The 25,905-nt window shown below is 38.1% G+C and carries 25 protein-coding genes and 2 other annotated features (1 of these 27 only partly in view); of the genes, 7 read left to right on the top strand and 18 right to left on the bottom strand.

All coding sequences use genetic code 11. The features are described from left to right. Positions 1-118: a binding site (T-box leader), on the bottom strand (it extends 86 nt beyond the left edge of the window). Between the two features lie 176 nt (positions 119-294). The 4 genes from KJS44_RS07085 to KJS44_RS07070 all read right to left on the bottom strand — a co-directional run bounded on the left by KJS44_RS07085 (position 295) and on the right by KJS44_RS07070 (position 5,387). Continuing rightward, positions 295-1,032: a YebC/PmpR family DNA-binding transcriptional regulator gene (locus KJS44_RS07085; protein WP_017144651.1), complete on the bottom strand. Its 738-nt coding sequence runs from the start codon at positions 1,030-1,032 to the stop codon at positions 295-297. A 271-nt stretch (positions 1,033-1,303) separates the two neighbouring features. Beyond that, positions 1,304-2,185, bottom strand: coding sequence for a YitT family protein (locus KJS44_RS07080; protein ID WP_008688540.1), 882 nt, complete (start codon positions 2,183-2,185; stop codon positions 1,304-1,306). Positions 2,186-2,437: 252 nt separating this feature from the next. Further along, positions 2,438-4,837, bottom strand: coding sequence for a leucine--tRNA ligase (gene leuS / locus KJS44_RS07075; protein ID WP_008688541.1), 2,400 nt, complete (start codon positions 4,835-4,837; stop codon positions 2,438-2,440). Between the two features lie 40 nt (positions 4,838-4,877). Next, positions 4,878-5,083, bottom strand: a binding site (T-box leader). Positions 5,084-5,147: 64 nt separating this feature from the next. Next, positions 5,148-5,387, bottom strand: coding sequence for a hypothetical protein (locus KJS44_RS07070; RefSeq protein WP_008688542.1), 240 nt, complete (start codon positions 5,385-5,387; stop codon positions 5,148-5,150). A gap of 210 nt (positions 5,388-5,597) precedes the next feature. On the opposite strand from KJS44_RS07070, the gene KJS44_RS07065 reads away from it, so the two are divergent. Beyond that, a complete protein-coding gene (locus KJS44_RS07065; protein ID WP_008688543.1) occupies positions 5,598-5,849 on the top strand; it encodes a hypothetical protein in 252 nt (83 codons plus the stop codon). Between the two features lie 348 nt (positions 5,850-6,197). On the opposite strand, the gene gltA is transcribed toward KJS44_RS07065, so the two are convergent. From gltA to aroD, 3 genes are all read right to left on the bottom strand, one after another. Continuing rightward, positions 6,198-7,586, bottom strand: a complete 1,389-nt coding sequence (gltA, locus tag KJS44_RS07060) for an NADPH-dependent glutamate synthase (protein WP_008688544.1) — start codon at positions 7,584-7,586, stop codon at positions 6,198-6,200. Between the two features lies 1 nt (position 7,587). Beyond that, positions 7,588-8,430 carry a sulfide/dihydroorotate dehydrogenase-like FAD/NAD-binding protein gene (locus KJS44_RS07055; RefSeq protein WP_008688547.1) on the bottom strand — a complete coding sequence of 281 codons (843 nt, stop codon included), beginning with the start codon at positions 8,428-8,430 and terminating at the stop codon, positions 7,588-7,590. A gap of 122 nt (positions 8,431-8,552) precedes the next feature. After that, entirely contained in the window at positions 8,553-9,323 is a 771-nt protein-coding gene (gene aroD, locus KJS44_RS07050) for a type I 3-dehydroquinate dehydratase (protein WP_008688548.1), read from the bottom strand. A 699-nt stretch (positions 9,324-10,022) separates the two neighbouring features. On the opposite strand from aroD, the gene KJS44_RS07045 reads away from it, so the two are divergent. Further along, complete coding sequence (locus KJS44_RS07045) at positions 10,023-11,288, top strand: shikimate kinase (protein ID WP_008688549.1); 1,266 nt, start codon at positions 10,023-10,025, stop codon at positions 11,286-11,288. A gap of 18 nt (positions 11,289-11,306) precedes the next feature. After that, positions 11,307-12,323, top strand: coding sequence for a 3-deoxy-7-phosphoheptulonate synthase (gene aroF, locus KJS44_RS07040; protein WP_008688550.1), 1,017 nt, complete (start codon positions 11,307-11,309; stop codon positions 12,321-12,323). A gap of 143 nt (positions 12,324-12,466) precedes the next feature. Here aroF and KJS44_RS07035 read toward each other — a convergent pair whose 3' ends face one another. From KJS44_RS07035 to KJS44_RS07025, 3 genes are all read right to left on the bottom strand, one after another. Continuing rightward, on the bottom strand, positions 12,467-13,498 hold the full coding sequence (locus tag KJS44_RS07035; RefSeq protein WP_008688551.1) for a zinc-binding metallopeptidase family protein: 1,032 nt from the start codon (positions 13,496-13,498) through the stop codon (positions 12,467-12,469). A 229-nt stretch (positions 13,499-13,727) separates the two neighbouring features. Beyond that, a complete protein-coding gene (locus KJS44_RS07030) occupies positions 13,728-14,561 on the bottom strand; it encodes a DegV family protein (protein WP_008688552.1) in 834 nt (277 codons plus the stop codon). Between the two features lie 14 nt (positions 14,562-14,575). Further along, entirely contained in the window at positions 14,576-15,259 is a 684-nt protein-coding gene (locus KJS44_RS07025) for a M48 family metallopeptidase (protein WP_008688553.1), read from the bottom strand. A 230-nt stretch (positions 15,260-15,489) separates the two neighbouring features. Here KJS44_RS07025 and KJS44_RS07020 point away from each other — a divergent pair, with 230 nt between their 5' ends. Then, complete coding sequence (locus KJS44_RS07020) at positions 15,490-16,440, top strand: TIGR01212 family radical SAM protein (protein WP_213540227.1); 951 nt, start codon at positions 15,490-15,492, stop codon at positions 16,438-16,440. Positions 16,441-16,510: 70 nt separating this feature from the next. Further along, a complete protein-coding gene (locus tag KJS44_RS07015) occupies positions 16,511-17,176 on the top strand; it encodes a gamma-glutamyl-gamma-aminobutyrate hydrolase family protein (RefSeq protein WP_008688555.1) in 666 nt (221 codons plus the stop codon). Here KJS44_RS07015 and KJS44_RS07010 read toward each other — a convergent pair. The 4 genes from KJS44_RS07010 to KJS44_RS06995 form a co-directional block, all read right to left on the bottom strand. Then, on the bottom strand, positions 17,131-17,697 hold the full coding sequence (locus KJS44_RS07010; RefSeq protein ID WP_008688556.1) for a YqaA family protein: 567 nt from the start codon (positions 17,695-17,697) through the stop codon (positions 17,131-17,133). The genes KJS44_RS07015 and KJS44_RS07010 overlap by 46 nt on opposite strands. A gap of 83 nt (positions 17,698-17,780) precedes the next feature. Further along, positions 17,781-18,308: a hypothetical protein gene (locus KJS44_RS07005; RefSeq protein WP_008688557.1), complete on the bottom strand. Its 528-nt coding sequence runs from the start codon at positions 18,306-18,308 to the stop codon at positions 17,781-17,783. 133 nt (positions 18,309-18,441) lie between these two features. Then, positions 18,442-20,532 carry a sodium-translocating pyrophosphatase gene (locus KJS44_RS07000; protein ID WP_213540226.1) on the bottom strand — a complete coding sequence of 697 codons (2,091 nt, stop codon included), beginning with the start codon at positions 20,530-20,532 and terminating at the stop codon, positions 18,442-18,444. Positions 20,533-20,733: 201 nt separating this feature from the next. Beyond that, positions 20,734-21,894: an MFS transporter gene (locus tag KJS44_RS06995; protein WP_008688559.1), complete on the bottom strand. Its 1,161-nt coding sequence runs from the start codon at positions 21,892-21,894 to the stop codon at positions 20,734-20,736. A 137-nt stretch (positions 21,895-22,031) separates the two neighbouring features. Between KJS44_RS06995 and KJS44_RS06990 the strand changes: the two genes are divergently transcribed. Both KJS44_RS06990 and KJS44_RS06985 read left to right on the top strand, forming a co-directional pair. Next, positions 22,032-22,604, top strand: a complete 573-nt coding sequence (locus KJS44_RS06990; protein WP_008688560.1) for a TetR/AcrR family transcriptional regulator C-terminal domain-containing protein — start codon at positions 22,032-22,034, stop codon at positions 22,602-22,604. Beyond that, on the top strand, positions 22,605-22,943 hold the full coding sequence (locus KJS44_RS06985) for a cupin domain-containing protein (RefSeq protein WP_008688570.1): 339 nt from the start codon (positions 22,605-22,607) through the stop codon (positions 22,941-22,943). A gap of 126 nt (positions 22,944-23,069) precedes the next feature. Here the strand turns inward: KJS44_RS06985 and KJS44_RS06980 are convergent, their stop codons facing one another. Genes KJS44_RS06980 through KJS44_RS06965 form a run of 4 tightly spaced genes read right to left on the bottom strand, consistent with a single transcriptional unit; the run spans position 23,070 to position 25,904 of the window. Next, positions 23,070-23,423, bottom strand: a complete 354-nt coding sequence (locus KJS44_RS06980) for a hypothetical protein (protein WP_008688572.1) — start codon at positions 23,421-23,423, stop codon at positions 23,070-23,072. Continuing rightward, positions 23,420-24,724, bottom strand: a complete 1,305-nt coding sequence (locus KJS44_RS06975; protein ID WP_008688574.1) for a pyrimidine-nucleoside phosphorylase — start codon at positions 24,722-24,724, stop codon at positions 23,420-23,422. The genes KJS44_RS06980 and KJS44_RS06975 overlap by 4 nt, the downstream gene beginning before the upstream one ends. After that, positions 24,721-25,209, bottom strand: a complete 489-nt coding sequence (locus KJS44_RS06970; protein WP_008688576.1) for a dihydrofolate reductase — start codon at positions 25,207-25,209, stop codon at positions 24,721-24,723. Before KJS44_RS06970 ends, KJS44_RS06975 begins: the two co-directional genes overlap by 4 nt. Next, the gene (locus tag KJS44_RS06965; RefSeq protein WP_008688577.1) at positions 25,206-25,904 is read right to left on the bottom strand and encodes a pseudouridine synthase; all 699 of its coding nucleotides are present in this window, start codon (positions 25,902-25,904) and stop codon (positions 25,206-25,208) included. The genes KJS44_RS06970 and KJS44_RS06965 overlap by 4 nt, the downstream gene beginning before the upstream one ends. Position 25,905: the final 1 nt, after the last annotated feature.

The raw sequence follows: 25,905 nt of genomic DNA, 5'->3' as shown, positions 1-25,905 counted from the left end.
CATTTCCTGATAATTCCTCCAAAGTGTCCCTTAACATAAATGCATCGCAAAGACTCTCAGCTAATGTCTTTTTCTCTGTAACTTACTTTATGATAAGCCTCTTTTTCATCGGATTACTTATAGTTTACCCATCTTAGCGAAGTTTGTCAATTAGAAGTAAAACAAAAAAACGATTTCTTTAAGAGAATAAATGATTTTTCTTATCTATCTGAACAAACAAAACAACAATGGCTACATATGATAAAAGCGATACTCAGGTTGGTCATACCATAAAGTATCGCTTATCGCTATTTCTTATTCAACAGGATCATTAATGTTACGAACATTGTGATATACCTGCTGTACATCATCAACATCATCCAGTAACGTTACCAATCGCTGGAACAGTTTCAAATCTTCACCTTCCAGTTCAACATACTCATTAGGCAACATCGTATCTTCCATGATATCAAAGTTTACATCAGGAATCAGTTCGGCAATTGCATCCTGAGCTTTATTTAAGTCTGTAGGCTCTACCGTAATTGTCATTTGCCCATCTTCTACTTCAATATCTTTTAAATCAACTTCCGCCATGATCAAAGCATCCATTATTGCCTCTTCATCTTCATAAGCAATGGAAATCAATCCAACATGCTCATAATTGAAAGATACACAGCCACTCACACCTAATTTCGCATGTGATTTATTAAAGCATGCACGTAAATCGGCAATCGTACGATTTGCATTATCTGTTAAGCAGTCAATAATGATGGTTGCAGCTCCACCAGAGCCGAATCCTTCATATGTAGCAGGTGCATAGTTTTCATTGGTACCACCTTTTGCTTTGTCAATGGCACGCTTAATAACATCAGCAGGAACCTGATTTGCTTTTGCACGTTCAATTACTTTTTTTAATGCAGCATTCATTTCCGGATCAGGCACACCTGATTTTGCTGCTACTAAAATTTCTTTACCATAACGAGAATATTTCTTTGCTTTTGCTGCAGCCGTCTTAGCCATGGAAGCGGCGCGCACTTCAAAATGTCTACCCATTTTTATCACCTTCCAAATTTCCTCATATAGTATAGCATACATATGCTTTTTAACGCAAGAAAATCCTGATCGACGCATGAAACAAGCCTTTGTTGCGTATCACGCTTTGCTTGCTTGTAAGCATTTTCCATCAAAACCATTTCGTGTAATACGATTCATAGCGATTAGCTAAACCCGAGAATTAGTGTTATTACAGTTCAACAAGTGCCAAATAAAAGTCTTCCTAGAACCATGTTGATGTTACGTAAATCAATTAGCGTACGATGATTCATCATTCAAAAGGCTTTTGATAAAAATTACCAAAAAATTGTTCTGTACGCATAACATTAACTATAATTCGTTCATCAGTTTGTTTAAGTAATTCAATGATATCAGCAACTTCGTACGTAGAGACAACAGTATGTAGGATATAAATCTTTTTGTGTGAAAAGCCCCCATATCCTTGTACACAGGTAATGCCATGGCGAAAATGATCTACATACGTATCTACAACACTTTCTGCATCACTTGTGAGAATTTCCAAGGTAACACGTTCATAACGGTGGTGGAAAGCATCAATTGTCTTTGTTGAGATAAATTGAAATATAATTGAATATCCGGCATAAATCCAACCAAACATAGAACCAAAGATACATAAGATAGCCGCATTAAAGAGGAACACATAGGACCATATGGATTTGCCTAAACGATTCGACACAAACAAGGCTATAAAATCAGTTCCACCGGTGGAAGCATTGCCTTTTAATGCCAGAGTAGTACCGATTCCATAAAGGAACCCACCAAAAATAACATTTAATACGATATCATGAAACATTGGCTGAAAATTCATCACTTGTAGAAAGAGACTTGTACAGGCAAATTGAATACAAGAGAAGAATGTGAATCTTGCCGAAATACTTTTATAACATAAAAGGGCAACTGGTACATTTAACATGATAATAGCGATTGAGGTAGATATAGAACCACCATATAATGCTGCAATTTTGTCAATTAAGATTGCAACGCCGGTAAATCCACTAGATAACATATTAGCAGGACGAATCATAGATTGAATAACAAAGGTCTGCAGCAAAGCAGACGTGATGACTGCCAACAATGTAATCAGATTACGTATCGCTTTTTTGCGTTTTAGTATAGCAATTTTTTTATTCATCCTATCACCTGCTCTTTAAAGCTTATTTATTATCTTTATTGTAACAGATTTAACGCTTACAAAAAAGCTTAAGATGCTTGTTTCTATGTGACAAGTCGACTTGTCATTTTCTAAGACATCCCCATGGAAAGACTAAAAGCAAGCGATATGTGAACCTCTTCTTCGATAAGGATAGCATAAGCTATTTATATAATGAATCGTTTACATGCAAAAAAAGAAACCATCGGATGACCCATATGGTTTCTCATGAAATTAATTTGCAACGATATTCACAACTTTACCTTTTACAACAATGATCTTACGAATGGTTTTACCTTCTAATTGTGCTTTCACACTCGTTAACTGTAATGCCTCTTCTTTAATAGCATCCTCATTCGCATCCGCTGCAATCTTAAATTTACCACGCAATTTACCATTCACCTGAACGATGATTTCAACTTCACTTTCAATCAATTTACTTTCGTCATATGTCGGCCAAGGTTCATATGCAATAGTTTGTTCTCCATGGAAGACATCCTGCCAGATTTCTTCCCCCATATGTGGAGCAAAACATGCAAACATTTTTAAGAAACCTTTTGCATATTCTTCATAAATAGTATCTGCTTTATAGCATTCATTGATAAAAATCATCATTTGTGAAATCGCTGTATTTAAGTTCAAGGTTTCGACGTCATGTGTTACCTTTTTTACAGTTGCATGATAGACCTTATCTAATTTTCCATCATTCTCTTTTGCTAATTTATTTTGTTCGGTATATAAGCGCCAAACACGTTCCAACCATTTACGAGAACCATCCAATCCGGTCGTACTCCAAGGCAAAGCAGCTTCAAGTGGCCCCATAAACATTTCATATACACGCAGCGCATCAGCACCATGGCTTTCAACGATATCATCTGGATTTACAACATTTCCACGCGATTTTGACATTTTTTCGTTATTTTCTCCTAAGATCATTCCCTGATGGAATAATTTTTGGAAAGGTTCTTTGGTTTTTACAACACCGCAGTCATACAATACTTTATGCCAGAAGCGTGCATATAATAAGTGTAATACCGCATGTTCAGCACCACCGACATATAAATCTACTGGCAACCAATGTTCTAATAGTTTTTCATCTGCAATTGCTTCATGATTTTTAGGATCAATATAACGCAGATAATACCAACAGCTGCCAGCCCATTGTGGCATCGTATTGGTTTCGCGTTTTCCTTTAACACCATCGATTTCGACATTCAACCAATCTTCGCAATGTGCTAATGGTGATTCGCCATTTGCATTTGGTTTGAAAATCTTAGTTTCTGGTAATTCAAGTGGCAGTTCATCAATATCAACCGTGCGTGTCGTACCATCTTCCATATGGATAATAGGAATTGGCTCTCCCCAGTAACGCTGACGAGAAAACAGCCAATCACGTAATTTATATGTTGTCTTTGCACAACCACAATGATGTTCTTCTAACCATTTGATCATAGTATCAATGGCTTCCTGTTTTCCCATACCATTTAAGAACGCGGAATTCACGTGAACACCATCTTCCGTGAAGGCTTCTTTGCTGATATCTCCGCCTTCTAAAACAGGAATGATTTCGATATTAAATTTCTTAGCAAATTCATAATCACGGGTATCGTGTGCAGGAACAGCCATGATTGCTCCAGTTCCATAACTTGCTAATACATAATCACTAATCCAAATAGGAACTTCTTTTCCATTTACTGGGTTGATCGCATAAGCGCCAGTAAAAACACCTGTTTTCTCTTTGTTTAATTCCGTACGTTCTAAATCAGACTTTGATGCACAAGTCTTCTTATAAGCAGCTATTTGCTCTTTTTGAGCAGCTGTCGTGATTTCATCTACATATGGATGTTCAGGTGCCATAACACAATAAGTAGCGCCAAATAAAGTATCGCAGCGTGTCGTAAATACCGTAAATTCTTTATCTGTATTCTTTATCTTAAAGATAACATTAGCGCCTTGTGATTTACCAATCCAATTGATCTGCATTTCTTTGGTGGATTGTGGCCAATCGCATAACTCCAGATCTTCTAACAGACGCTCTGCATATTCTGTGATTTTTAAGACCCACTGACGCATCGGCTTACGAATGACTGGGTAGCCACCTCGCTCACTCTTTCCGTCAATGACTTCTTCATTAGCTAAAACCGTCCCCAATTCAGGACACCAGTTTACAGGAATCTCATCAACATATGCTAACCCTTTCTTATAAAGCTGCAAGAAAATCCATTGGGTCCATTTATAATAATCAGGATCTGTCGTTGAAATCTCGCGATCCCAATCATAGGAGAAACCTAAAGACTGAATCTGTTCACGGAAATGATCAACGTTTTTCTTTGTGAATTCAGCAGGATGATTTCCTGTCTGAATAGCAAATTGCTCTGCCGGCAAGCCAAAAGCATCCCATCCCATTGGATGTAATACGTTGTAACCTTGCATGCGTTTCATTCGTGCCAAAATATCGGTAGCGGTATAGCCTTCTGGATGGCCAACATGCAAACCATTTCCACTTGGATATGGAAACATATCCAATACATAAAATTTAGGCTTACTGAAATCATGTGTGTCACAGGCAAAAGTTTTATTCTCTTTCCAGTACGTTTGCCATTTTTTCTCTACTTTCTGGTGTTGATAGTTCATAATCATTCTCCTTTTGTAATAAAAAAACATCCTTAAACATTCTAAGGACGTTGTTCAACGCGGTACCACCTTAGTTCTTTTTTCTTAAGGAAAAAAGCCCTTCATTTCTTCTTAACGCGAAGTAAAACGGATAAGTGTGCTTATCGGCTCCTTAACGAGTTCCCCTGTTCCATACTTCAGCTTTTCACCAACCAGCTGACTCTCTGCATTATTTTCCAAGGTACTACTTTAATTCATCGCCTTTACGAGTATTAGTATACTCAATTCTTCATGTTTTTGTCAATGTTTCACTGACTTTTTTCATCTCACATCATACAAAAAAGAGTAAATAGCCTAAAATGAGAAAAACCGCAAGGGAAAACATAGCTGCTTTTTGAATATCCTCTCCCTCTTTCTTTTGCTTTTGTAAGGATATTATACTAACCAATGCATATAGCAAAAGTGCGATTGTCTTAGCTAACGGCTCAAATGACGGTATGAAAATCGTCACAACAAACAAGACCAATATACATGCGGCCGCTATTAAATTCCATTGTTCTTTATGTCTCATAGGATCACCACCATCAGCATACCATAAACTTAGCGCAACAAGCAATTTTTATATCGGTATATATTATGGATTGCCTTATCTTTCATACGGGCGTTCTTCTCATTTTTAAAAAAGTACGAGCGATTGCCTAAATGGGCAAGCAATGCTATTCATACCTTATTGATGAAGATACGTTAAGAAAAAACGTATCTCATAAAGGAGGAATTGTTTATGTGTAATGGTAACTTCAACAGAGGCTTTAACGATGGTAACTTCTTCAACAAAGGTTGTAACTGTTGCTCTTGTAACAACAACTATGATGATGCATTGTTCCGTGAAGTAGAACGTATTGCTCATCATGCAGCATGCCGCAGAGCAAGAGAAAACCGTTGTGCTCGTCAGTTTGTTAACTGCATGCGTAGTATCGAAGGCGATTTTGGATGTGGCTGCAACAACAATTGGAATAACTGCAATCGCTGGTAGTATTACAGGGAACGTTCTTGTTCCCTTACATAGCTTTTAAAAAGGACGCGCATCACCACGTCCTTCTTAAATAGGTTATCGAAAGGAAATCGATATGAATATGGAAGGTATCTCTTACAATGAAAGGAAGGAATGCAAGAAAACCATTTCCATTTCTATCATAATAGAGCCAATATTATGATATTAGAAATAAGGTACTTATTTCCTGAGATTATAATAACATTTTTCAAAGCTTTTGTAAACCCTTCCAAAAACTTTTGGGCTATACACTTTCTTATGCAATGTCCGTTTTATAATTGTAAAAATCATCTTATCTTATAAAAAAGCAGTGTTGTCACTGCTTTTTTATCATTTCTTATTTTGAATATAGGCATCCATCGCTTTTGCAGCTGTTTTCCCAGCACCCATGGCCAAAATAACCGTAGCAGCACCTGTAACAGCATCTCCTCCCGCAAAGACACCTTCTCTTGTAGTAGCACCATTATCATCGGCAATTAAACAGCCTTTGCGATTTGTTTCCAATCCTTCCGTAGTGGAACGAATTAAAGGATTTGGTGAAGTTCCGATAGCCATGATCATACAATCCACATCCAAAACAAAATTACTATCCTTTATTTCTACAGGGCGTCTACGACCGCTTTCATCTGGTTCACCTAATTCCATAGATACACATTCCATACCTTTGACCCAGCCGTTTTCATCACCAAGTACACGTACAGGATTAGTTAACAATCTAAAGATAATTCCTTCTTCTTGTGCATGCTCAACTTCTTCCCTACGAGCCGGCAACTCCTCCATGCTACGACGATATACGATGGTAACTTCTTCAACTCCCAGACGTTTTGCGCAACGTGCTGCATCCATTGCCACATTACCGCCGCCGACGATGACTGCACGTTTTGGATGCTGAATTGGTGTATCAACACCTTCTTTATAAGCTTTCATTAGATTGCAGCGAGTTAAGAACTCATTTGCTGAATATACACCTTTCAGATTTTCACCTGGCATATTCATAAAGTTAGGCAAACCAGCACCGCTGCCAATAAATACCGACTCATAACCGGCTTCAAACAAATCATCCACCGATTCACTGCGCCCAATGACCATGTTTGTTTCAATATCTACGCCCATCTGCTTTAAACCATCAATTTCATTTTGTACGATTGCTTTTGGCAGACGGAATTCAGGAATACCATACATTAACACACCGCCGGCTACATGCAATGCCTCAAAAACGGATACTTGATAACCCAATTTTGCCAAATCTCCGGCACAAGTCAAGCCTGCAGGGCCAGCACCAACAACAGCAACCTTATGTCCATTGCTGGCAGGTTTTACCGCCTCATCCTTTACATGTTCGCGATGCCAATCAGCTACAAAACGCTCTAAACGTCCAATTGCTACTGCTTCACCCTTTACACCACGAACACACTTGCTTTCACACTGTGTTTCCTGTGGACAAACACGTCCGCAGACAGCAGGTAAAGAACTTGTCTGGCGGATGATCTGATACGCTTTTTCAAATTCTCCATTTTTTACTTCTTCAATGAAATCAGGAATATTGACAGCTACCGGACATCCGCTAATACATGGTTTCGTAGGACAATGCAGGCAGCGTTGTGCTTCCTCCATCGCCATTTCTTTCGTATAACCAAGGGCTACTTCATCAAAATTATTTCTTCTGACATTCCCATCCTGTGTAGGCATAGGTACTTTTGTCATTGCCATATTTGCCATATTATGCAACCCCCTTCTTCAATAGATTGCAGGCTTCTTCACGTTCTCTAGCCTCAAATTCACGATAGGTAGCACCACGTGACATCGCCTCATCGAAATCAACTTCATGACCATCAAAATCCGGACCATCTACACAAGCAAATTTGGTTTTACCACCTACACTCAGACGGCAACCACCACACATGCCTGTACCATCGATCATGATCGGATTCATGCTGACAATCGTTTTGATGTTATATTTCTTTGTTAATTCGCAAACAAATTTCATCATAATCAGTGGTCCAATTGCAATGACTTCATCAAAGGTTTCTCCCTGATTGATCAAATCTTGCAATACATTGGTAACCAGACCTTTTGTACCGGTACTGCCATCATCACTTACCAAATAAGCATGACTGCTCACCTGTTTGAATTCATCCTCCAGAATGACAAGATCTTTATTTCTAAATCCGGTAATTACCGTCACATCAGCTCCGTTCTCATGCAAGGCCTTCGCGGTTGGATACGCGATTGCACAGCCAACGCCTCCACCAATGACACAAACTTTTTTTAAGCCATCCACATGAGATGGTTTTCCTAATGGACCAACAAAATCTAAAATGCTATCTCCTTCATTCAATTCATTCAACAGCATAGTTGTTTTTCCAACAATCTGAAAAATAATTGTAATTGTTCCCTTTACACGGTCATAATCCGCAATAGTCAAAGGAATACGTTCCCCATTTTCATGCACACGCAAAATGATAAATTGACCAGCCAACGCTTTTTTAGCAACAGCTGGAGCTGCAACCACCATTTTGGTTACGGTTGGGTTCAGGTTCTCTTTCTCTACGATCTTATACATAGCTTCTCCTTCCTGAAACTTTTTCATTATTTCTGAAAAAAGTTCCAACACACCTTTTATTTTACCCTTTTTCGTTTTAATGTGCAACAGTAAAATCATAGAAAAAGAAAGGAAAAGTGGCTTCACTCTTCCTTTAAACTCTTATGCAGCATTTCAACCATATTCTTTAAATCCTTTGCGGCAACTTGTCCTGGTGCACTGGCTTTTGTTGCGGCGCCAAAGGTCATTGCAGAACCAAAGACCTCTCCACATATGCGTGAGACGATACCATCCTTCGCCATCGACATGGTGATAATTGGACGATCCGCAAATTGTTCATACATGATATTTGTTGCAGATAACAGTGTTATAACATCCGCTTTACTCTGTGGCATAACGGCCATTTTCGAAATATCCGCATCGCGTTCCTGCATTGTTTTTAGACGTGCAACAATCTCGTCACAGCTTGGTGTTTTCACGAAATCATGATTACTCATCACGATTGCCACTTGATGGTTATGAGCATCTTTAACAATGGTTTTAACTTCTTCTTCCCCAATAAACAATTCTACATCAATCAGATCCGCATCCTTACTCATGATAATATCATGATACAATGCTACATAATCTTTTTTCTGTATCGCTTTTTCGCCACCTTCCTGTTTTGTACGAAAGGTCGCTAATATCACCATATCGCCTAATGCTTCACGCAATGTATGCAGCATAGCACATGCCTTTGAATGATCCATAATATCATCAAACCAATCCATACGCCATTCTACTACATCAACATCTAATTGTTTCAATTCATCTACTTCTGATAACAGTTCTTCTTTATTTTTACCAAGAATCGGAACACAAATCTTTGGCCGTCCTTCTCCGATTACTGTCTTTCTGACCTTTACCGTTTTCATTTTTTCCTCCTATTGCATATGCTTTAAATGCCTCTAGATTATCATCTCATGAATGGAATACTTTTTAGTCCTTTATGCTTTGAATGCTTTTTATTATACCAAGAATTTCTTTATTTTGCTATTCTTTAGGTTATTTAACAATGAAACAACACCTACACACATTATGGCAATTTACCCAATAACCGTTATTGAACATTCATCATGAAGATAGATACCATCTCCTTCATGCCTGCAAGCGATATGATCGTGTAGTTAAAGAAAAATGATATAATCCTAACAATGTCGGTAATTGTATCTATGATCCTAAGACTACATCGTTTCTTATTGGCGTACCAACGATAGGATCACTCCTTTTATATAACATTGCGCATCTCACAACAACAGGCCAATCGCATGCACACAGCCATTAATCTTTTTTCATTATTTTTCATACATCATGCAAATTCATGAAAATAATTATTGCTTTTTTTGCAGAAACATTGTATTCTATAAGCAATAGGAGTGATACTCATGCATACAACAACCTACGAAACATTTTACTTTTACTTTAGATAGCCCTGAAAAAACCATGATAAATTGAATGGTTCCTTTTCAGGGCTTTAATAAAGCATCGAACAGTTATCAGACGTTGATGCTTTTTTTGTTGCACGGCATGATGTACTTCTATTCATAATCATGAGAAAGAAGAGGTAGAAAATTATGAGATATGGACTTATCGGAGAAAAACTCGGGCATAGCTTCTCAAAAGAAATTCATGAGCGCATTGCTGATTATACGTATGATCTGATTCCCCTTTCCAAAGAAGCATTTCACGCATTTATGGAAAAACGTGATTTTACCGCAATCAATGTCACGATCCCTTATAAAAAAGAAGTTATCCCCTATTTAGATGAAATTGATGAGCATGCAAAAGCTATTGGTGCTGTAAATACCATTGTGAATAAAGAAGGCAAATTGATTGGCTATAATACAGATTTCACCGGTTTTCATTACATGGTAAAAAAGCATGGTGTGCAAATGAAAGGCAAGAAGGTACTGATCATAGGCAACGGTGGAGCATCCGCAGCAATACAGGCTGTTGTGCAGCATGAACAAGCAAAACAAATGATCATTGTAGATGTGGTTGCAGGAAATGGTGCCATCACATATGATGAATGCTTTTTGCATCATCTAGATGCTGAAATTATCATTAACACCTCCCCTGTCGGCATGTATCCTCATATTGGCAATACTCCTATTGACATTACATTGTTTCACAAATGTGAAGCAGTTATGGATGTGATTTATAATCCAATTCTAACACGTTTCTGTTTAGAAGCCCAAAATGAAGGTATCAAACATGTCAACGGCTTAGAAATGCTCATTGCACAAGCAAAACAAAGCGTTGAGTATTTTCTGAACAAAACCATCGATGATGCCATCATAGATGAAATCTATCAAGATATGTTAATGAAACGCTGCAACATCGTTTTGATTGGCATGCCAAGTTCAGGAAAAACGACAATCGGTAAAATGCTAGCAAAACGGATGCAGAAAGAGTTCATTGATTTAGATGATAAGATTATTGAAAAAGCTGGTAAAAGCATTCCTGAAATTTTCACAGAAAGTGGAGAAGCTGGATTTCGCGCTATAGAAACAGAAGTTGCTATTGAGCTTGCGAAAACAAACAATAAGATTATCGCGACAGGCGGTGGCACTGTTAAGCATAAAGTGAATATGGATTACTTAAGACAAAATGGCATCACTATTTTCATTGATCGCGATGTCGATAAGTTAATTAGTGCTGACCCCAATCGTCCATTGTCAAGCAGTAAAGAAGCTTTGCATAAAATGTATACAGAGCGTATAGCGCTCTATCGAAAGTATGCAGCTTATATTGCGGTGAATAACACCGATATAGAAGAAACAGTTAGCGAAATTGAAACAGCTTATCACAGCATTCTAATCAATGCTGTAAAAGATTAATAGAAAGAGGAAAAATTTATGATTATTACATTAAAGAAAAATGCGCCTAAAGACGAGGTCAACAAACTGATTCACAACTTTGAACAAAAAGGCTTATCTGTCACGATGATTCATGGTGATAATTATAATGTCTTTGGTCTAGTTGGAGATACCTCACGAGTTGATGAAAAATTAGTAAAAGCTCACCCTTTTGTAGAAAATGTTACTCGTATTGCCGCTCCATACAAAAAAGCTAATCGCTTATTTCATCCAGCAGATACTATAGTCGATGTAGCTGGTATCAAGGTTGGCGGTAAGGAAAAAATCGTTGTGATTGGTGGACCTTGCTCAGTAGAGGGTGATAAACAAATTATGGATATTGCCAAAAGTGTGAAAGAAGCCGGTGGCTGTATGCTGCGTGGAGGTGCTTATAAGCCGCGTACCTCTCCATACGCTTTTCAAGGCATGGGGACAAAAGGCATTCAATGTATGATGCACGCAAGAGAAACATATGGCTTACCTATCGTCAGTGAGTTAATGAGTGTGGATAAGCTAGATGAATTTGTCGAAAATGTTGATTTGATTCAAATTGGTGCTCGCAACATGCAGAATTTCGATTTATTGAAAGCTGTGGGACGTGTGAAGAAACCAGTACTATTAAAACGTGGATTAGCAAATACCATTGAAGAATGGATCATGGCAGCAGAGTATATCATGTCAGAAGGAAATGAAAATGTCATCTTCTGTGAACGCGGGATTCGCACCTTTGAAACGTATACAAGAAACACCTTAGATTTATCGGTAATTCCAATTCTTAAAGAAAAAACGCATCTGCCGATTATTATTGACCCAAGTCATGCAACCGGTGATTGGAAATTAGTAGAATCTGCTTCTTTAGCAGCCATTGCCGCTGGAGCAGATGGATTGATCATCGAAGTTCATAATGATCCGGAAAATGCATGGAGCGATGGAGCGCAATCCTTAAAGCCAGAACGTTTTAAAGAAGTGATTGATAAAGGCAAAGCCATTGCCACTGTCATTGGTCGTGATATGTAACTCATACATTTTACGATCGTAAGCAAATCAAAAAAAGTCAGCTCATATATTGCATAAGATTGCAAATGAGTTGGCTTCTTTTTCGTTTACCATAACTTTCGTACTAGTATGATGCTTTTAACATTCCTATTTGTTCTATGTAGTTAAAGATAAGAAAAAGCTGAATCTAATGAGCAAAGAAAGGCAGCAATTAAATCAATACAACTTTCTACATCTTTCCAATCCGCCGTTTCAATAGAAGAATGCATATAGCGTAAAGGCAATGATACCAAACAGATAGGTACGCCTTCATTGCTCATATGAATCGTATCTCCATCCGTTGATGTAAAACCTGGCGTAACCTCCCATTGATATGCAATACCATGCTGTTTAGCCAAAGTCTCCATACGTTTATTCATTGCTTCATTCACAATACTGCTATGGCATAAAACAGCACCTTTCCCTAAAAAAATATCGCCGCCTTCATTATTCTGAACACCTTGATAATCACTGGCAAAGGTTACATCAACGATGATAGCGCAATCGGGTTTCACTGCTTTAACCGCATGGAACGCTCCACGCCGTGTTGTTTCCTCACCTGTAGTAGTTGCTGCATACATACCAACAGAAGCTCCCATTTCCTTTGCTTTTCGCACTGCCTCTAAAATGATAAAAGCTCCACCTCGATCATCAATTGCTCTTGCGGCAAAGCGATTCTTTTGCAGTTCTTGCATATCCACTGCAGCACAGACAACATCGCCAAGCGACACTACTTTTTCACTTTCTTCCTTCGTATCACATCCGATATCTATTCGCAAATCATCACTGACGATTGTTCCCTTTGTTTCTAACATTTTATTACATATTACAACTCCATGAATCAGCTCTTTACCAACAATTTGTACATGTGTACCCAAGTATAAGATAGGATGTGCCCCTCCGGCCTTTATGACCCCTAATGTTCCATCAGGGTAGATACGATTCACATAAAAACCGATTTCATCTACGTGTGCACATAACAATACTTTTTGTTTTGCTTTTGCGTTCAAAACACTAATTAGGGTCTTACTGGCATCCATCTGACTATCTTCACATACATCCTTCATATATTCATAAATAATTTGTTGTATCGCTTTTTCTCTCCCACTTACAGAGATACATGTAAGTAATTCTTTCATAAATGTTTTATTCATCATTTCATCCATCCTTTCCAATTATCAAACATCACAAGATATCATGTCTCATTATTGATAACATCAGTATTCTATACTATAGAGTGTAACGTAATTGCTAGAAATATACGAAGGACCTGGCATTCTAAAAGCAAACATAAGCATAAACGATATGCATAAAAATGCTGTTCAGCGTTTGGTTAGAAACAGCTGTTTTTTTATATGCAAAAAAGAAGATACTCCTACATATCTTCTATTTTGCAATATATTGAATGGCAATGCACTGTGGCCCTCCCTGTGTAATGAAAGCCGGTGACAAATCCAATAATTCTATTTCACATTCGCTGAAGATAGATACTAGTTTTTCTTTGATCTTTCTTGCATCTTCTAAGGCATCTGCATGAGAGACAAAGATTTTATAATATTCATTTACGCCATCTTCTTTCATGAAGTCTACAATATGCTGCACTGCCTTACTTAAAGTTCTAGCAATATCAAACTTATCTAGCCGTGTACCGCCTTCTACTTTCTCCATGATTGGTTTAAGTTTCAAAAGACCGCCAATCGTTGCAGCCGCAGGTTTTAAACGTCCACCGCGACGTAAGAAATCAAAATTTTGTGGAATCAAAAAGGAGTGTTCACTGGCAATACTGTGTTCCAGTTCCTGCACGATTTCTTTTACATTCTTTCCTAAATCACGAAGACGCACTGCCTTCTCCACTAAATAACGATGAGGTCCACATAATGTTTGTGAATTTAACACCGTAATTGAGGAAGCATTGCATGCCTGCTGCTTCGCCATACAAGCGGTTTGGTAGGTGCCTGACAAGCCATCAGCCATTGTGATATTTAAAATTTCTTCTTCTTTCGCATCTTCATATGCAGCCAACACTTCACCAATCGGTGGTTGTGAACTGCTGGGAACATGCCCTTCCTTTATTTTATCAAGAAACAATTTTGTATCAAAACATAAATCACGATACTGATGGTCATCAATGCTGACACATAAAGGCAAGACATCTACTCCCATATGGATGCCATTTTCTACCGTAAATAAAGCAGAAGTATCTGTTATAATTTTTACCATGTGAACTCCCTTTTCTAGCTGACAAGCTCCATCCGTTTTTTATAATCCGGCATATAATTTTCGATAATGTGATAAAATGCTTTTGAATGATTTGGCTGAATAAAATGTACAAATTCATGAAGAATTACATACTCAATAAATTCTAATGGGTAATGGATCAGCTTTCGATTCAAAGTAATGGACTGTTTGGCCGGTGTACAGCTTCCCCAACGACTTTTCATATCCCGCACTTTGATTTGAGGGTATGCGATATGATAGTCACTGAGCGAACGACACGTGAGCATTGCTACATCACTAAAGACATCCTTACACAATTTATCAATAAACTGATGAATGACCTTTTGCGGATCACTGTTTGTGCGATATTGCACATACAGATATTTATCATCATAGCTTACATGATTATACTTCCCCGTCATATATTTTATTTTCAAAGAATTACCAAACAACATCAGCTGATTCTCATCAAACACAGTACAATGGCTTCGTTCTTCCATCGATTTCTGGTGTTTGGCAATCCAACTGGCTTTACTACTGACGAAATCATCAATTTTATCCAGTGATACGAATGGATTTGCGCTAACGATGACCTCACCCTTCGTACTAATACGCATATTGATATTTTTCACTTGTTTAATTACCAATGTATAGGTAATCGGATATTTTTTACACTGTATTACTTTCTTGTTTCCATCCATAATTCTTACTACCTCAATCCTTGCGTGTGCATTTTATTATCTCATACTTAATGTGAAAAATAAATACTTTTTCCTTTTACATTTCTGGAATTTTTTTCATTTGTAATATTTTATTTTCCTATTTCATATTTTACGTTTTTATTAGTAAGAGTATTATAGCATGCTTTTACTTTTGATGGAGAAAAGATTTACTTTTTATACGAATATGCTAAAATGAATGCGGTGATTTTATGGCATACAATAACCCCTTCCCGTATAGTGATGATAATAAACGTTATCATACATGGAATTATTATTTAAAGCATCGTTATCATCAAAAAGTATTTAAAGTTCCTTTAAATGCCAATTTTTCCTGTCCGAATCGTGATGGAACCTGTGGTCAGGGCGGTTGCACCTTTTGTGGCAGCTTAGGCAGTGGTGAATATGCTGGAAATCTACAGGATGATTTAATGAAGCAATTTATGGATCGTCAGCAGATGATGCTTAGAAAATGGCCAAATGGTGGTAGTATTGCCTATTTTCAAGCATACACGAATACATATGCCCCTTTGCATGAGCTCAAACACTGTTTTCAACCATTTATGGAACGAAAAGATGTACTTGCCTTAAGCATTGCCACACGCGCAGATTGCTTAGAAGATGATAAGCTTGCTTATCTGCATTCCTTATGTAAAGAGAAAGATATTTGGATCGAATTGGGATTACAAAGCATCTATGATCAAACAGCTCAACATTGCAATCGCGGTCACACATATGCACAGTTTTTAGATTGTTTGCAGCGCCTGGCAAAAACTGATATCAAAGTGGCGGTGCACTTAATTAATTCATTACCCTATGAAACCACAGATATGATGCTGGAAAGTGCCAAAGCATTAGCTACATTGCCTATTCACGCACTCAAACTTCACATGCTGCATATCATGCAGGATACGCAGATGGCAACAGAATATGAAAACCAACCATTTCCGTTATTATCATTAGAAGATTATATAGATATCGTGATACGCCAGTTAGAAGTTTTGCCTCCGGAAATGATCATCCAACGATTGACTGGTGATGGTGTGAAAGAACTACTTATTGCGCCTACTTGGACCTTGCACAAAGTAAATGTTTTAAACACCATCGATAAAGAGATGAAACGCCGTAATACTTGGCAAGGACGACTTTACTCCAAAAGCTGAAAATCAGCTTTTCTTTTTTTGATAGGCACAAGCATAGGAAAAACGCATAGAGTAAAACAGGAGGCTTGTTATGAAAACCATTGCCATTACATGCCGTATGGAATCTTTTGATAGCCAATCAAAATGGTTCATCAATGCAACCTATGTGGATGCTTGTTCGCAATATGGTTGTGCCCTATTCCCCATTGTTTCCTATGCTTCATTAGCTGTAGCTGCCACAAGTTGTGATGCGCTCATCGTGTGCGGCGGTTATGATTTACGCAGCTATTATCTTCAAGAAATACCAGATGCCTCTTGCAACTTTTATGACCATGCACAGGATCATTTTGATTTTGCTTGTATACAAGCCTTTTTACAAAAACAAAAACCGATTTTAGGAATATGTCGAGGAATGCAATTACTTGCTGTATATTATGGCAGCAAGCTTTTCCAAAACATTGATATAAATACCCATGCCACACTACATGCTCATCCGTTATATTTCCCCAAAAACTCCATACTGCATCAACTTTATAGCGATGGTACCAGTTTCAATAGCTATCATCATCAAGCAGTAAAACAATGTGGTGAACAATTGGATATATTAGCTTATAGTAAAGAACAATATGTGGAAGCCTTTCTCCATAAACAACTTCCCGTTCTTGGTGTACAATGGCATCCGGAAAAAATGGAAAACGATCAACTATTTCCTTATTTCTTAGATGTTGTTTGTGAGCGTAGCTTGCGCCGGCTTTGATACCAGCGATACAACATCCATACTAGAATTAATAAAGAAAACCAAGTTCCAAAAGCATCCACATGAATGATGGTTCCCAAACTCTTTAATCCATAAGTTACGATGATACTGCGTAAAAGTCGAGCCATGCCATCACACAGCGTAAAGGAAAGAAAAGGCATTTTGGTAAAGCCAGCCAAATAAGCCAGTAAGAAATCAGGGATTGGCGTAATACCTCCGATGAACACAGCAAGCAATCCATGTTTGCGCATCAAAGTTTCTCCCTTTTCGATATCTTCATCACTGGCAATATGAGCAAGTGCTTTACGACCGACGCTGTATGCAATGCCATATCCGATAGCACCGCCAATGCAAGTACCAATTGCACCTTCAAAGGAATATAACAGCCATTTTTCCGGATGCTTTAAGCATAATGGAGTCAGCACGACTTCTAATGATGGAAGAGGTAAAAAAGCTTTTAAAATGGCATATAGAATAAGTCCTACATCCTGCCAAAGGGTAAAAAAAGCCTGCAAGTTCATGAAATCCCTCCCGTTTTCAGTATACTTGCAGTCAAGATGAATTATGTTATAGTAAAAGCACTTAGATTGGGATCATCATCTGATTATTTTTCAAATTCATAAGCATCTTGATAACGTCCTTTATATCGATACAAATATGCCTCTTCTTCGAATTTATCAAAGGCCAAATGTGCATCAAACATATACAACAACAAAGCAAAAATGGCATTCAGCGATGTATTACGTAAACGGACAGTAGGTTTTGCATCCATCGTAAATTCGGCAAGCTGCATTTCTTTATCAATACATAAGATTGTTTTTTTGGTGGCATGATAACCACCATAAAAGCGATAAAAAACATCCTTCCATGCCACTTCATAGCCTTCTTTAAAGCCATGCATTTCACCTTGTTTATCATCTTTTGCATAAATTGTAAAATCTTCCGTATGTTTACGGATAAAACGCGTATACCATTTTTGTATCTGATACATTCCTAATACTTCTTCGCCATACATGTTCTTTAGATAGACACACAAAAGACCCTGCTCTTTTTCTTCTTCAATCGTATAAATCGCATGCCCATTTTCTTGAATGATCGTTTGCCCATTCTCTTTGCATAAGACAAGTTCCATAAGGAAATCCTCCTTCATGAAAAAGCTCTTGAACCCAAAAGTCAAGAGCTTTTTCTATTTCAACCCACTATCGTAGGGTCACACAGTCTACTCTTACATAGACATTATAAGAAATTTTTTGTTATTTTTCAAGCTAATGGAAAAGGAAATCCAACAGTGGTGTCATTTCTAATAATACAGGAGCTAAGATCAATGAAATCACTGACATTAATTTGATTAAGATATCCATTGCCGGTCCTGCCGTATCTTTAAAGGGATCACCGACCGTATCTCCTGTGATGGCCGCTTTATGAGCCTCACTTCCCTTACCACCGCAAGCACCGGACTCAATATATTTCTTAGCATTATCCCATGCACCACCGGAATTCGCCATAAACACCGCCAACATGATTGCTGACATCAATGCGCCAATCAGCAGTCCTCCAAGACCTTTTGTTCCTAGAAGGATACCAGTCGCGATGGGTGAAATCACCGCAATCAACCCAGGCAGAATCATTTCTTTTAAAGCTGCTTGTGTAGAAATATCAACACATTGTGCATAATCCGGCTTACTTGTACCTTTCATAATACCGGGATCTGCCTTAAATTGTCGGCGAACTTCTTCAATCATCTGATTCGCCGCTTTTCCTACCGACTTTATTGTTAAAGAAGTAAAGAAAAATGGGAGCATTGCACCAATCAGTAAGGCGATGATCACACCTGGTTCTAATAGTGATATGACATCTAGATGAGCAAGCTGGGAATAAGCGACTATCATTGCTAACGCGGTAAAGGCCGCAGAGCCAATACAGAATCCCTTACCGACAGCTGCTGTGGTATTCCCTACTGAATCTAAATGATCTGTGATTTCTCGCACATGCTCTTCCATATTACTCATTTCAGCAATACCTCCGGCATTATCAGCTATTGGTCCATAAGCATCCACAGATACAGTAATACCGGCAGTTGAAAGCATACCGACTGCACCTAAGGCTATACCATACATTCCAAAAAACAGATAGCTGGCAGCAATACCAGCAGCCAACAAGAGAATTGTTAAAGCTGTTGATTGCATACCGATACTAAAACCGGAAATAATATTGGTCGCATGACCGGTTAATGATTGTTCAGCTATTTCTTTTACATGACGATACGAATCACTTGTGTAATACTCGGCAATACGTCCAATAAAGACACCAACAACTAATCCACTTAGAATGGAATAGAAAGGATAGACATCATTAAATACAAAATAGCTTAATAGTAAAGAGCCTACTAATACTACCAAAGTAGAAACATAAGTTGCAATATTTAAAGCTTTTGCAGGGTTATCCCACTCTTTGGCTCGGACAAAGACTTGTGCAAAGATACTAGATAAAATACCCAAAGCCGCAATCAGTATAGGAAACATTAAGGAACTTATTCCCATGTGTTCACCCTGCACTGCCATATAACTGATACCCAGGGATATTGCGGAAACGATTGCCCCAACATAGGACTCACACAAATCACTTCCCATACCCGCGATATCCCCAACATTATCTCCAACATTATCGGCGATGACCGCCGGATTACGTGGATCATCTTCTGGAATACCACTTTCTACCTTACCTACTAAGTCTGCACCAACATCGGCAGCTTTTGTATAAATACCACCACCGACTCTGGCAAATAATGCGATAAAACTACACCCTAAACTGTATCCACTGATGACGTGTGCTGCCAGATACATATCTTTTGTAAAGAAATAAAAACCGCAAAATAAAACACTTAAACCTAATAAACCAAATCCAACTACACACAACCCCAAAACAGAACCACCACTGAATGCAATACGTAAAGCCTTTGGCATACCGTTGTCATGTGCTGCCTGTGTTACACGGGCATTTGCTTTTGTTGCCGTCAACATACCACAAAAACCTGCTACACCAGAACAAAGGGTTCCAATAAGAAAACAGAAAGCAGCTCCCGGTCCTACACCATCTGCATGTTGCAAAGATGGAATTAAACCTAAAGAAGCCAATAAGACAGCTACTACGATAATGAATAGAATAATGATCTTGTATTTACGCGATAAAAAAGCCATTGCCCCCTCGTGAATAAAACTGGAAAGGTTTTCCAGCAGATGCATGTGGATCTTCTCTTTCTTGACACTGCCGTAAAGATAGCGCGCATAGAACAGCGCCGCAATAGATACCCCTATAGCAATGCCAAGAAACGCAAAGACGTTGTCGTCGTTAATCATTCCAATTCGCCTCCTTGTAAGCGATTACATGTTTTCATTATACACCTGATTGATGGATATCGCAATGTGTTCTTTTGGTATTCTATCAAAAAAAGTACAAAGAAACCAAGCAACGTGATGTGTAATTATTTATCGCTTGATATTTTGAAAAATAGGGCTATTTAGTTAAATACATTTATAAAAAAACATCCGCATAGGATGTCAGGATTGTTTTGCTATCACTTGTTTACGTAAATGTAAATACCAAAGAATTAGTACAACTGGCAAAAGGGTAAAGGCAGCTATCATATACAACGTCATATCATACCCTATTCTCTTGCATAAATAACTTGTGATAATCGGAGTCAGTAAACCACTGACACCAACAAAGATTGCCATGGCAAACATTTGTGCACTGCTAAACAATTTGCGTGGTGTAATTTCTTTGATCAATATCTTGCTGCTTAGCATGATAATCGGTAACGTCACTAACTGTAAAGATGCTGCTGCGATGATTGCCCATGCAACACTAAACACTCCGTATAAGAAAAACTTTAGGCCATACATCACCGTACCAAACAATAAAAGCATGCCTGGTTTTACACGTTTTAAAATAGCGGAAGCAAATAAGAAGAGTGGTACTTCCATAAATGACTGTACTGCCCACTTAATCCCTACAGCACTCGTATCAGCACCAATCGCTAACATCTTATCAATGACGACATATTGATCTGCCGTACCAATCATGTAAATCATTAAATAAATCAACACGAGTAATAAGTATAAGCGATTCGTAAGCAATTCTTTTAAACTTTCTAAACGTACATGTTCGCTCTTCTTTTTTTGTGCATCCACGCTTTTCCAAAAAAAGAAGAGCAGAAATATGCTGACTCCTATTAGCATAAATAGTAAAAAATTATATCCGAAAGCATGAATGACACTGCCTGCGATCGGTGAACCAATGGTCAATCCTAAAGCACCGGCAGCTCGCAATCTGCCATAATTTTCCTCATCAACCTCTAGCATCCATGTTTCATTCAGTCCCATAATGACCTTTACCATTCCTCCACTAAGCGAAACAGCAAAAAGATGATAATAAAACAATTGTTTATGTATGATAAACATCATGATACTACCTGCTATCATAAAACCATATGCCAATAAGAAAAAAGGCTTTAATCTCTTAAATCGATCGCATAAATAACCAAACAGAAATTGTCCGATGATAGCAATAATAGCACTTCCTGCTAAGATATAACCACGCTCAACTACATCATATCCTACCTTTCCCAAATAAGGAATTATTTGTGTATTCACCATAGAAATTGCCGCAAACACGAAAAAATTCAAGCTGTAAAGAATCCATCGTTTCTTTTGTTTCATACCATCACATCCTATCATTAGTATGATTCAGAAAGCCTTATGTCATACCCACAGCAAATGAAAACAACTTTGCTATCATAAAAAAAGTAGTGTATAATAAGATACAAGAAACGGGTGATACTATGCAGCAGGAAAGTATGGATACAAAAAGCATATTAGCAACTGCTCTTATGGAATTGACCTCACGCAAGAATTTTGCAAAAATTACGATTGCGGATATAACACATGTCAGTGGTTTTAATCGTCAAACGTTTTATTATCATTTCCGTGATAAATACGAGTTGCTGAGCTGGATTTATGAACAAGAGGCCAGTCAAGTGTTTGATGAAGACATCTCTTTAGAAAACTGGCATCGCTACATGGCTGTATTACTACAACATATTCGTAATAACAAATGGTTTTACAGCAATACGATTCGTCATGATGAAAGCTACTTCCAAAATTTTATCTTCACACTAACAAGCACCCTTTTTTATAAAGCTATTGATGCTTTAGATTTACATCATCAGCTTGATGCTTCGGATAAAAAATTTTATGCTGAATTTTTCAGTTTTGGTATCAGTGGTGTTGTGATTAATTGGATCAAATCGGATATGAAAGAGAGTCCCGAACAGGTTGCCAGTGCCTTGAAAAGTTTAGCCCAGGATTCTGAAAAACTGGCTTATGAGAAATATCGCGAATCCTATCGTAAAATGAAAGGAACTACCTAAATGAAACAACCTATTGAACATTATGAAAACCGTGCAGGTGGAAAAGGAACCATGCACATAGAACGTCTTTTATCACCAGAAGAAATGGGCCCACATGTGAAAATGTATGCTCGCGTAACAATTGATGTTGGATCTTCGTTGGGATATCATGCTCATCACGGAGATAGTGAAACTTATTATATTCTTGAAGGAAAAGCTCGTTATCATGACAATGGCACTATACGTATTTTAGAACCATTTGATGTAACGCATACTCCAGATGGAGCATCGCATGGCATTGAAAACATTGGTACGACGCCTTTGGTGTTTATGGCACTCATTATTTCTTCTGTAAGATAAAAACAACGTTATGCAATGAAAAACGATTTTCAAAGGAAAAGAGCAGATTCCCTGCTCTTTTGTTGTTCTTATTCAACTCATATACTTGTATTTAATGTTAAACCCATTTTCATTACGCAAATGGCTCTATTCATGAAAGGATAAGCAAATACCTGGTATTATAAACAATACATATGCTGGAACATAAGCGGAGAAAATAGGATATCTTATCATACCAGAGAGCCAAGGCAAGGTATGAAAGAAAAAAGTATCCACTAAAACAATCGTATAACACGTCAGCAATATGACACCCATCATGGTCAAAGTTGTATTTACATAAGTGATACGCTTACTACATAATGCATATGTGAGCAAAGTGATGCCATACGCCATACAGCCATATTTTATGACAGACCAAAAAGAACTAATCAATACTACTTTATCTATTGCCAAGGCAACTAGAATACAGATACAGGCAAGCGCAAACAAACCTTTTTTCATTCACCTAATACCTTATGAATCAAAGGCTGTTTTGCTAGTGGAACAGCGGAAAATGTATACGCGTCATAAAAATCCTGCAACCATTGTTTTGCTAATGGATGATTGCTATGCACATACGCAAGTACATCTCCTGTTTGCACATAATCGCCATCCTTTTTATTTAAAACGATACCCACAGAAGGATCTATGCGATCTTCTTTTACCATACGTCCGGCCCCAAGCTGCATCGCTAATGTTCCTAATTGCAAGGCATGCAGTTCTTTTACATAACCATCACATAACGCCTTTACCTCAAAAATGGCTTTTGCTTTTGGTAATGTTTCTGGATGTTTAATCTGTTCTACATTGCCTCCTTGGGCCTGTACCATTGCTATTAATTTTTCAAAAGCCTTCCCATTTTTAATAACTTCCATCAGCATCGCCCTAGCTTGTGACTCACTATTTGCAAGATGAGCCTGCTGTAACATAATACTGCCAGCTTTCAAGCATAATTCAGTAAAATCCTGCGGGCCTTCCCCTTTTAAGGTAGCTATTGCTTCCTTTACTTCTAAGGCATTTCCAATGGCATTGCCTAAAGGCTGATTCATGCTGGAAATCATGGCTCTAACATCTTTATGGAAATGCTTACCGATTGCTATCATCGTTTCGGCCAATTCTTCTGCTTTTTGTGCAGTTTCCATAAAAGCCCCTTCACCATACTTTACATCTAACAAAATGGTATCACTGCCAGCAGCTAATTTTTTTGACATGATGCTGGAGGCTATCAACGGTATTGAATTCACAGTAGCCGTGACATCTCGTAAAGCATATAATTTTTTATCCGCAGGTACTAATCGTTGCGTTTGTCCAATGATTGCCAAACCGATGGTATTGACTTGTTCAAGAAATTCCTGTTCATTTAAATCCACGCGAAAACCTTCAATACTTTCTGCCTTATCTAAAGTGCCGCCGGTATGACCTAAGCCGCGTCCACTCATCTTTGCTACCTTGGCGCCACAGGCTGCTACCATCGGTGCTAAGGATAAGCTTGTTTTATCACCTACGCCACCTGTAGAATGCTTGTCACATTTCACACCAGAAATCGCAGACAGATCCATGACATCTCCACTATACAACATTTCTTCACATAAGCAGGCCGTTTCCTGAGCATCCATACCATTAAAGTAAATAGCCATCAAGAGTGCACTCACCTGATAATCAGGGATGGTGCCTTTCACATAACCATCAATGAAAAAATGTAATTCTTCTTTTGTCAAGGATGCTTTTTCTTTCTTTTTTTCTATGATATCGACAAACCTCATAAAGATGCTCCTTTCTTTTTTCGCAATAAGCGAAAAAATTGAAATTTTGTATATCTAATTTGCTCTTTCACCATAAAGTCTTTCTCATCAAACTTAGGAAAAAATACCGTTCCTTCATAGGTGTCAGGAAGAAGTGAAAGCCATAACTCATCTGCATATGGTAAAGACTGCTCATATGTTTGCGCACCACCACAGATGAGTAATGGCTGTGCTTGTGGTTTCCAATTGAAGATGACTTTTTGCAGGGAAGTTTCGATATATTCATACCCTGGTTTGCCTGCATAGTTAGGATTCCTAGTTAAAACATGAACGTGTCGTTGCGGCAATGTACTTTCCATCGCCTCCCATGTTTCTCTTCCTATGAGTACATGCTGATGGAGGGTTTTCATTTTAAAAAATGCCAATTCTTCTGGCACATGCCAAGGCATTTTATCATGATTACCAATAAGTCCATGTGCATCCAGAGCAGCCATGAGAACAATCATGCGACTGCCTTAAGAGCAGCAAGCTCTTCCTGTGTCAGCGCTCGCCACTCGCCCACTTCTAAATGATCATCTAATCGCAAAGGCCCCATAGCTACGCGTTTTAAATACAGTACCTCATTGCCAACAGCTGAAAACATCCGTTTTATCTGATGATAGCGGCCCTCTTCAATGTGAAAGAAACAGCTTGTTTCATTAATGACTTCTAATGCAGCACATAATACTGTTTTTTCATCTAAAATGATGCTTCCATTGCACAATGTTTTAATTGCCGTTTCATCTAAACATAGCTGATGCTCGACATAATAGGTTTTACGTACATGGTGCTTAGGTGATAGTAAGTGATGCGCTAGTTTCCCATCATTGCTAATGAGCACCAGCCCTTCCGTATCCATATCTAATCTTCCAACTGGGAAGCAGCCTTTGGGCAACATGACATCAAAACAATCTAACACTGTTTCATGTTCACTATCCTGAGTAGCACAAATGACTCCACTTGGTTTATTCAGCATCAAATAGACGAAAGGTTCATAATAAATATGTTCCCCATCGAGTTGAACCAAATCATCTTCTTCCACATGCATATCATCTTTTACCACCAATTCACCATTCACACGTACATGTTTTTTGCGAATTAGTTGTTTCACTTCTTTACGTGTTCCCACACCGGCATGGGATAAATATTTATCTAATCGCATA

The organism is Longicatena caecimuris (assembly GCF_018406465.1).
Lineage (GTDB): Bacteria > Bacillota_I > Bacilli_A > Erysipelotrichales > Erysipelotrichaceae > Longicatena > Longicatena caecimuris.
This window is presented reverse-complemented; position numbering and strand designations above follow the sequence as displayed.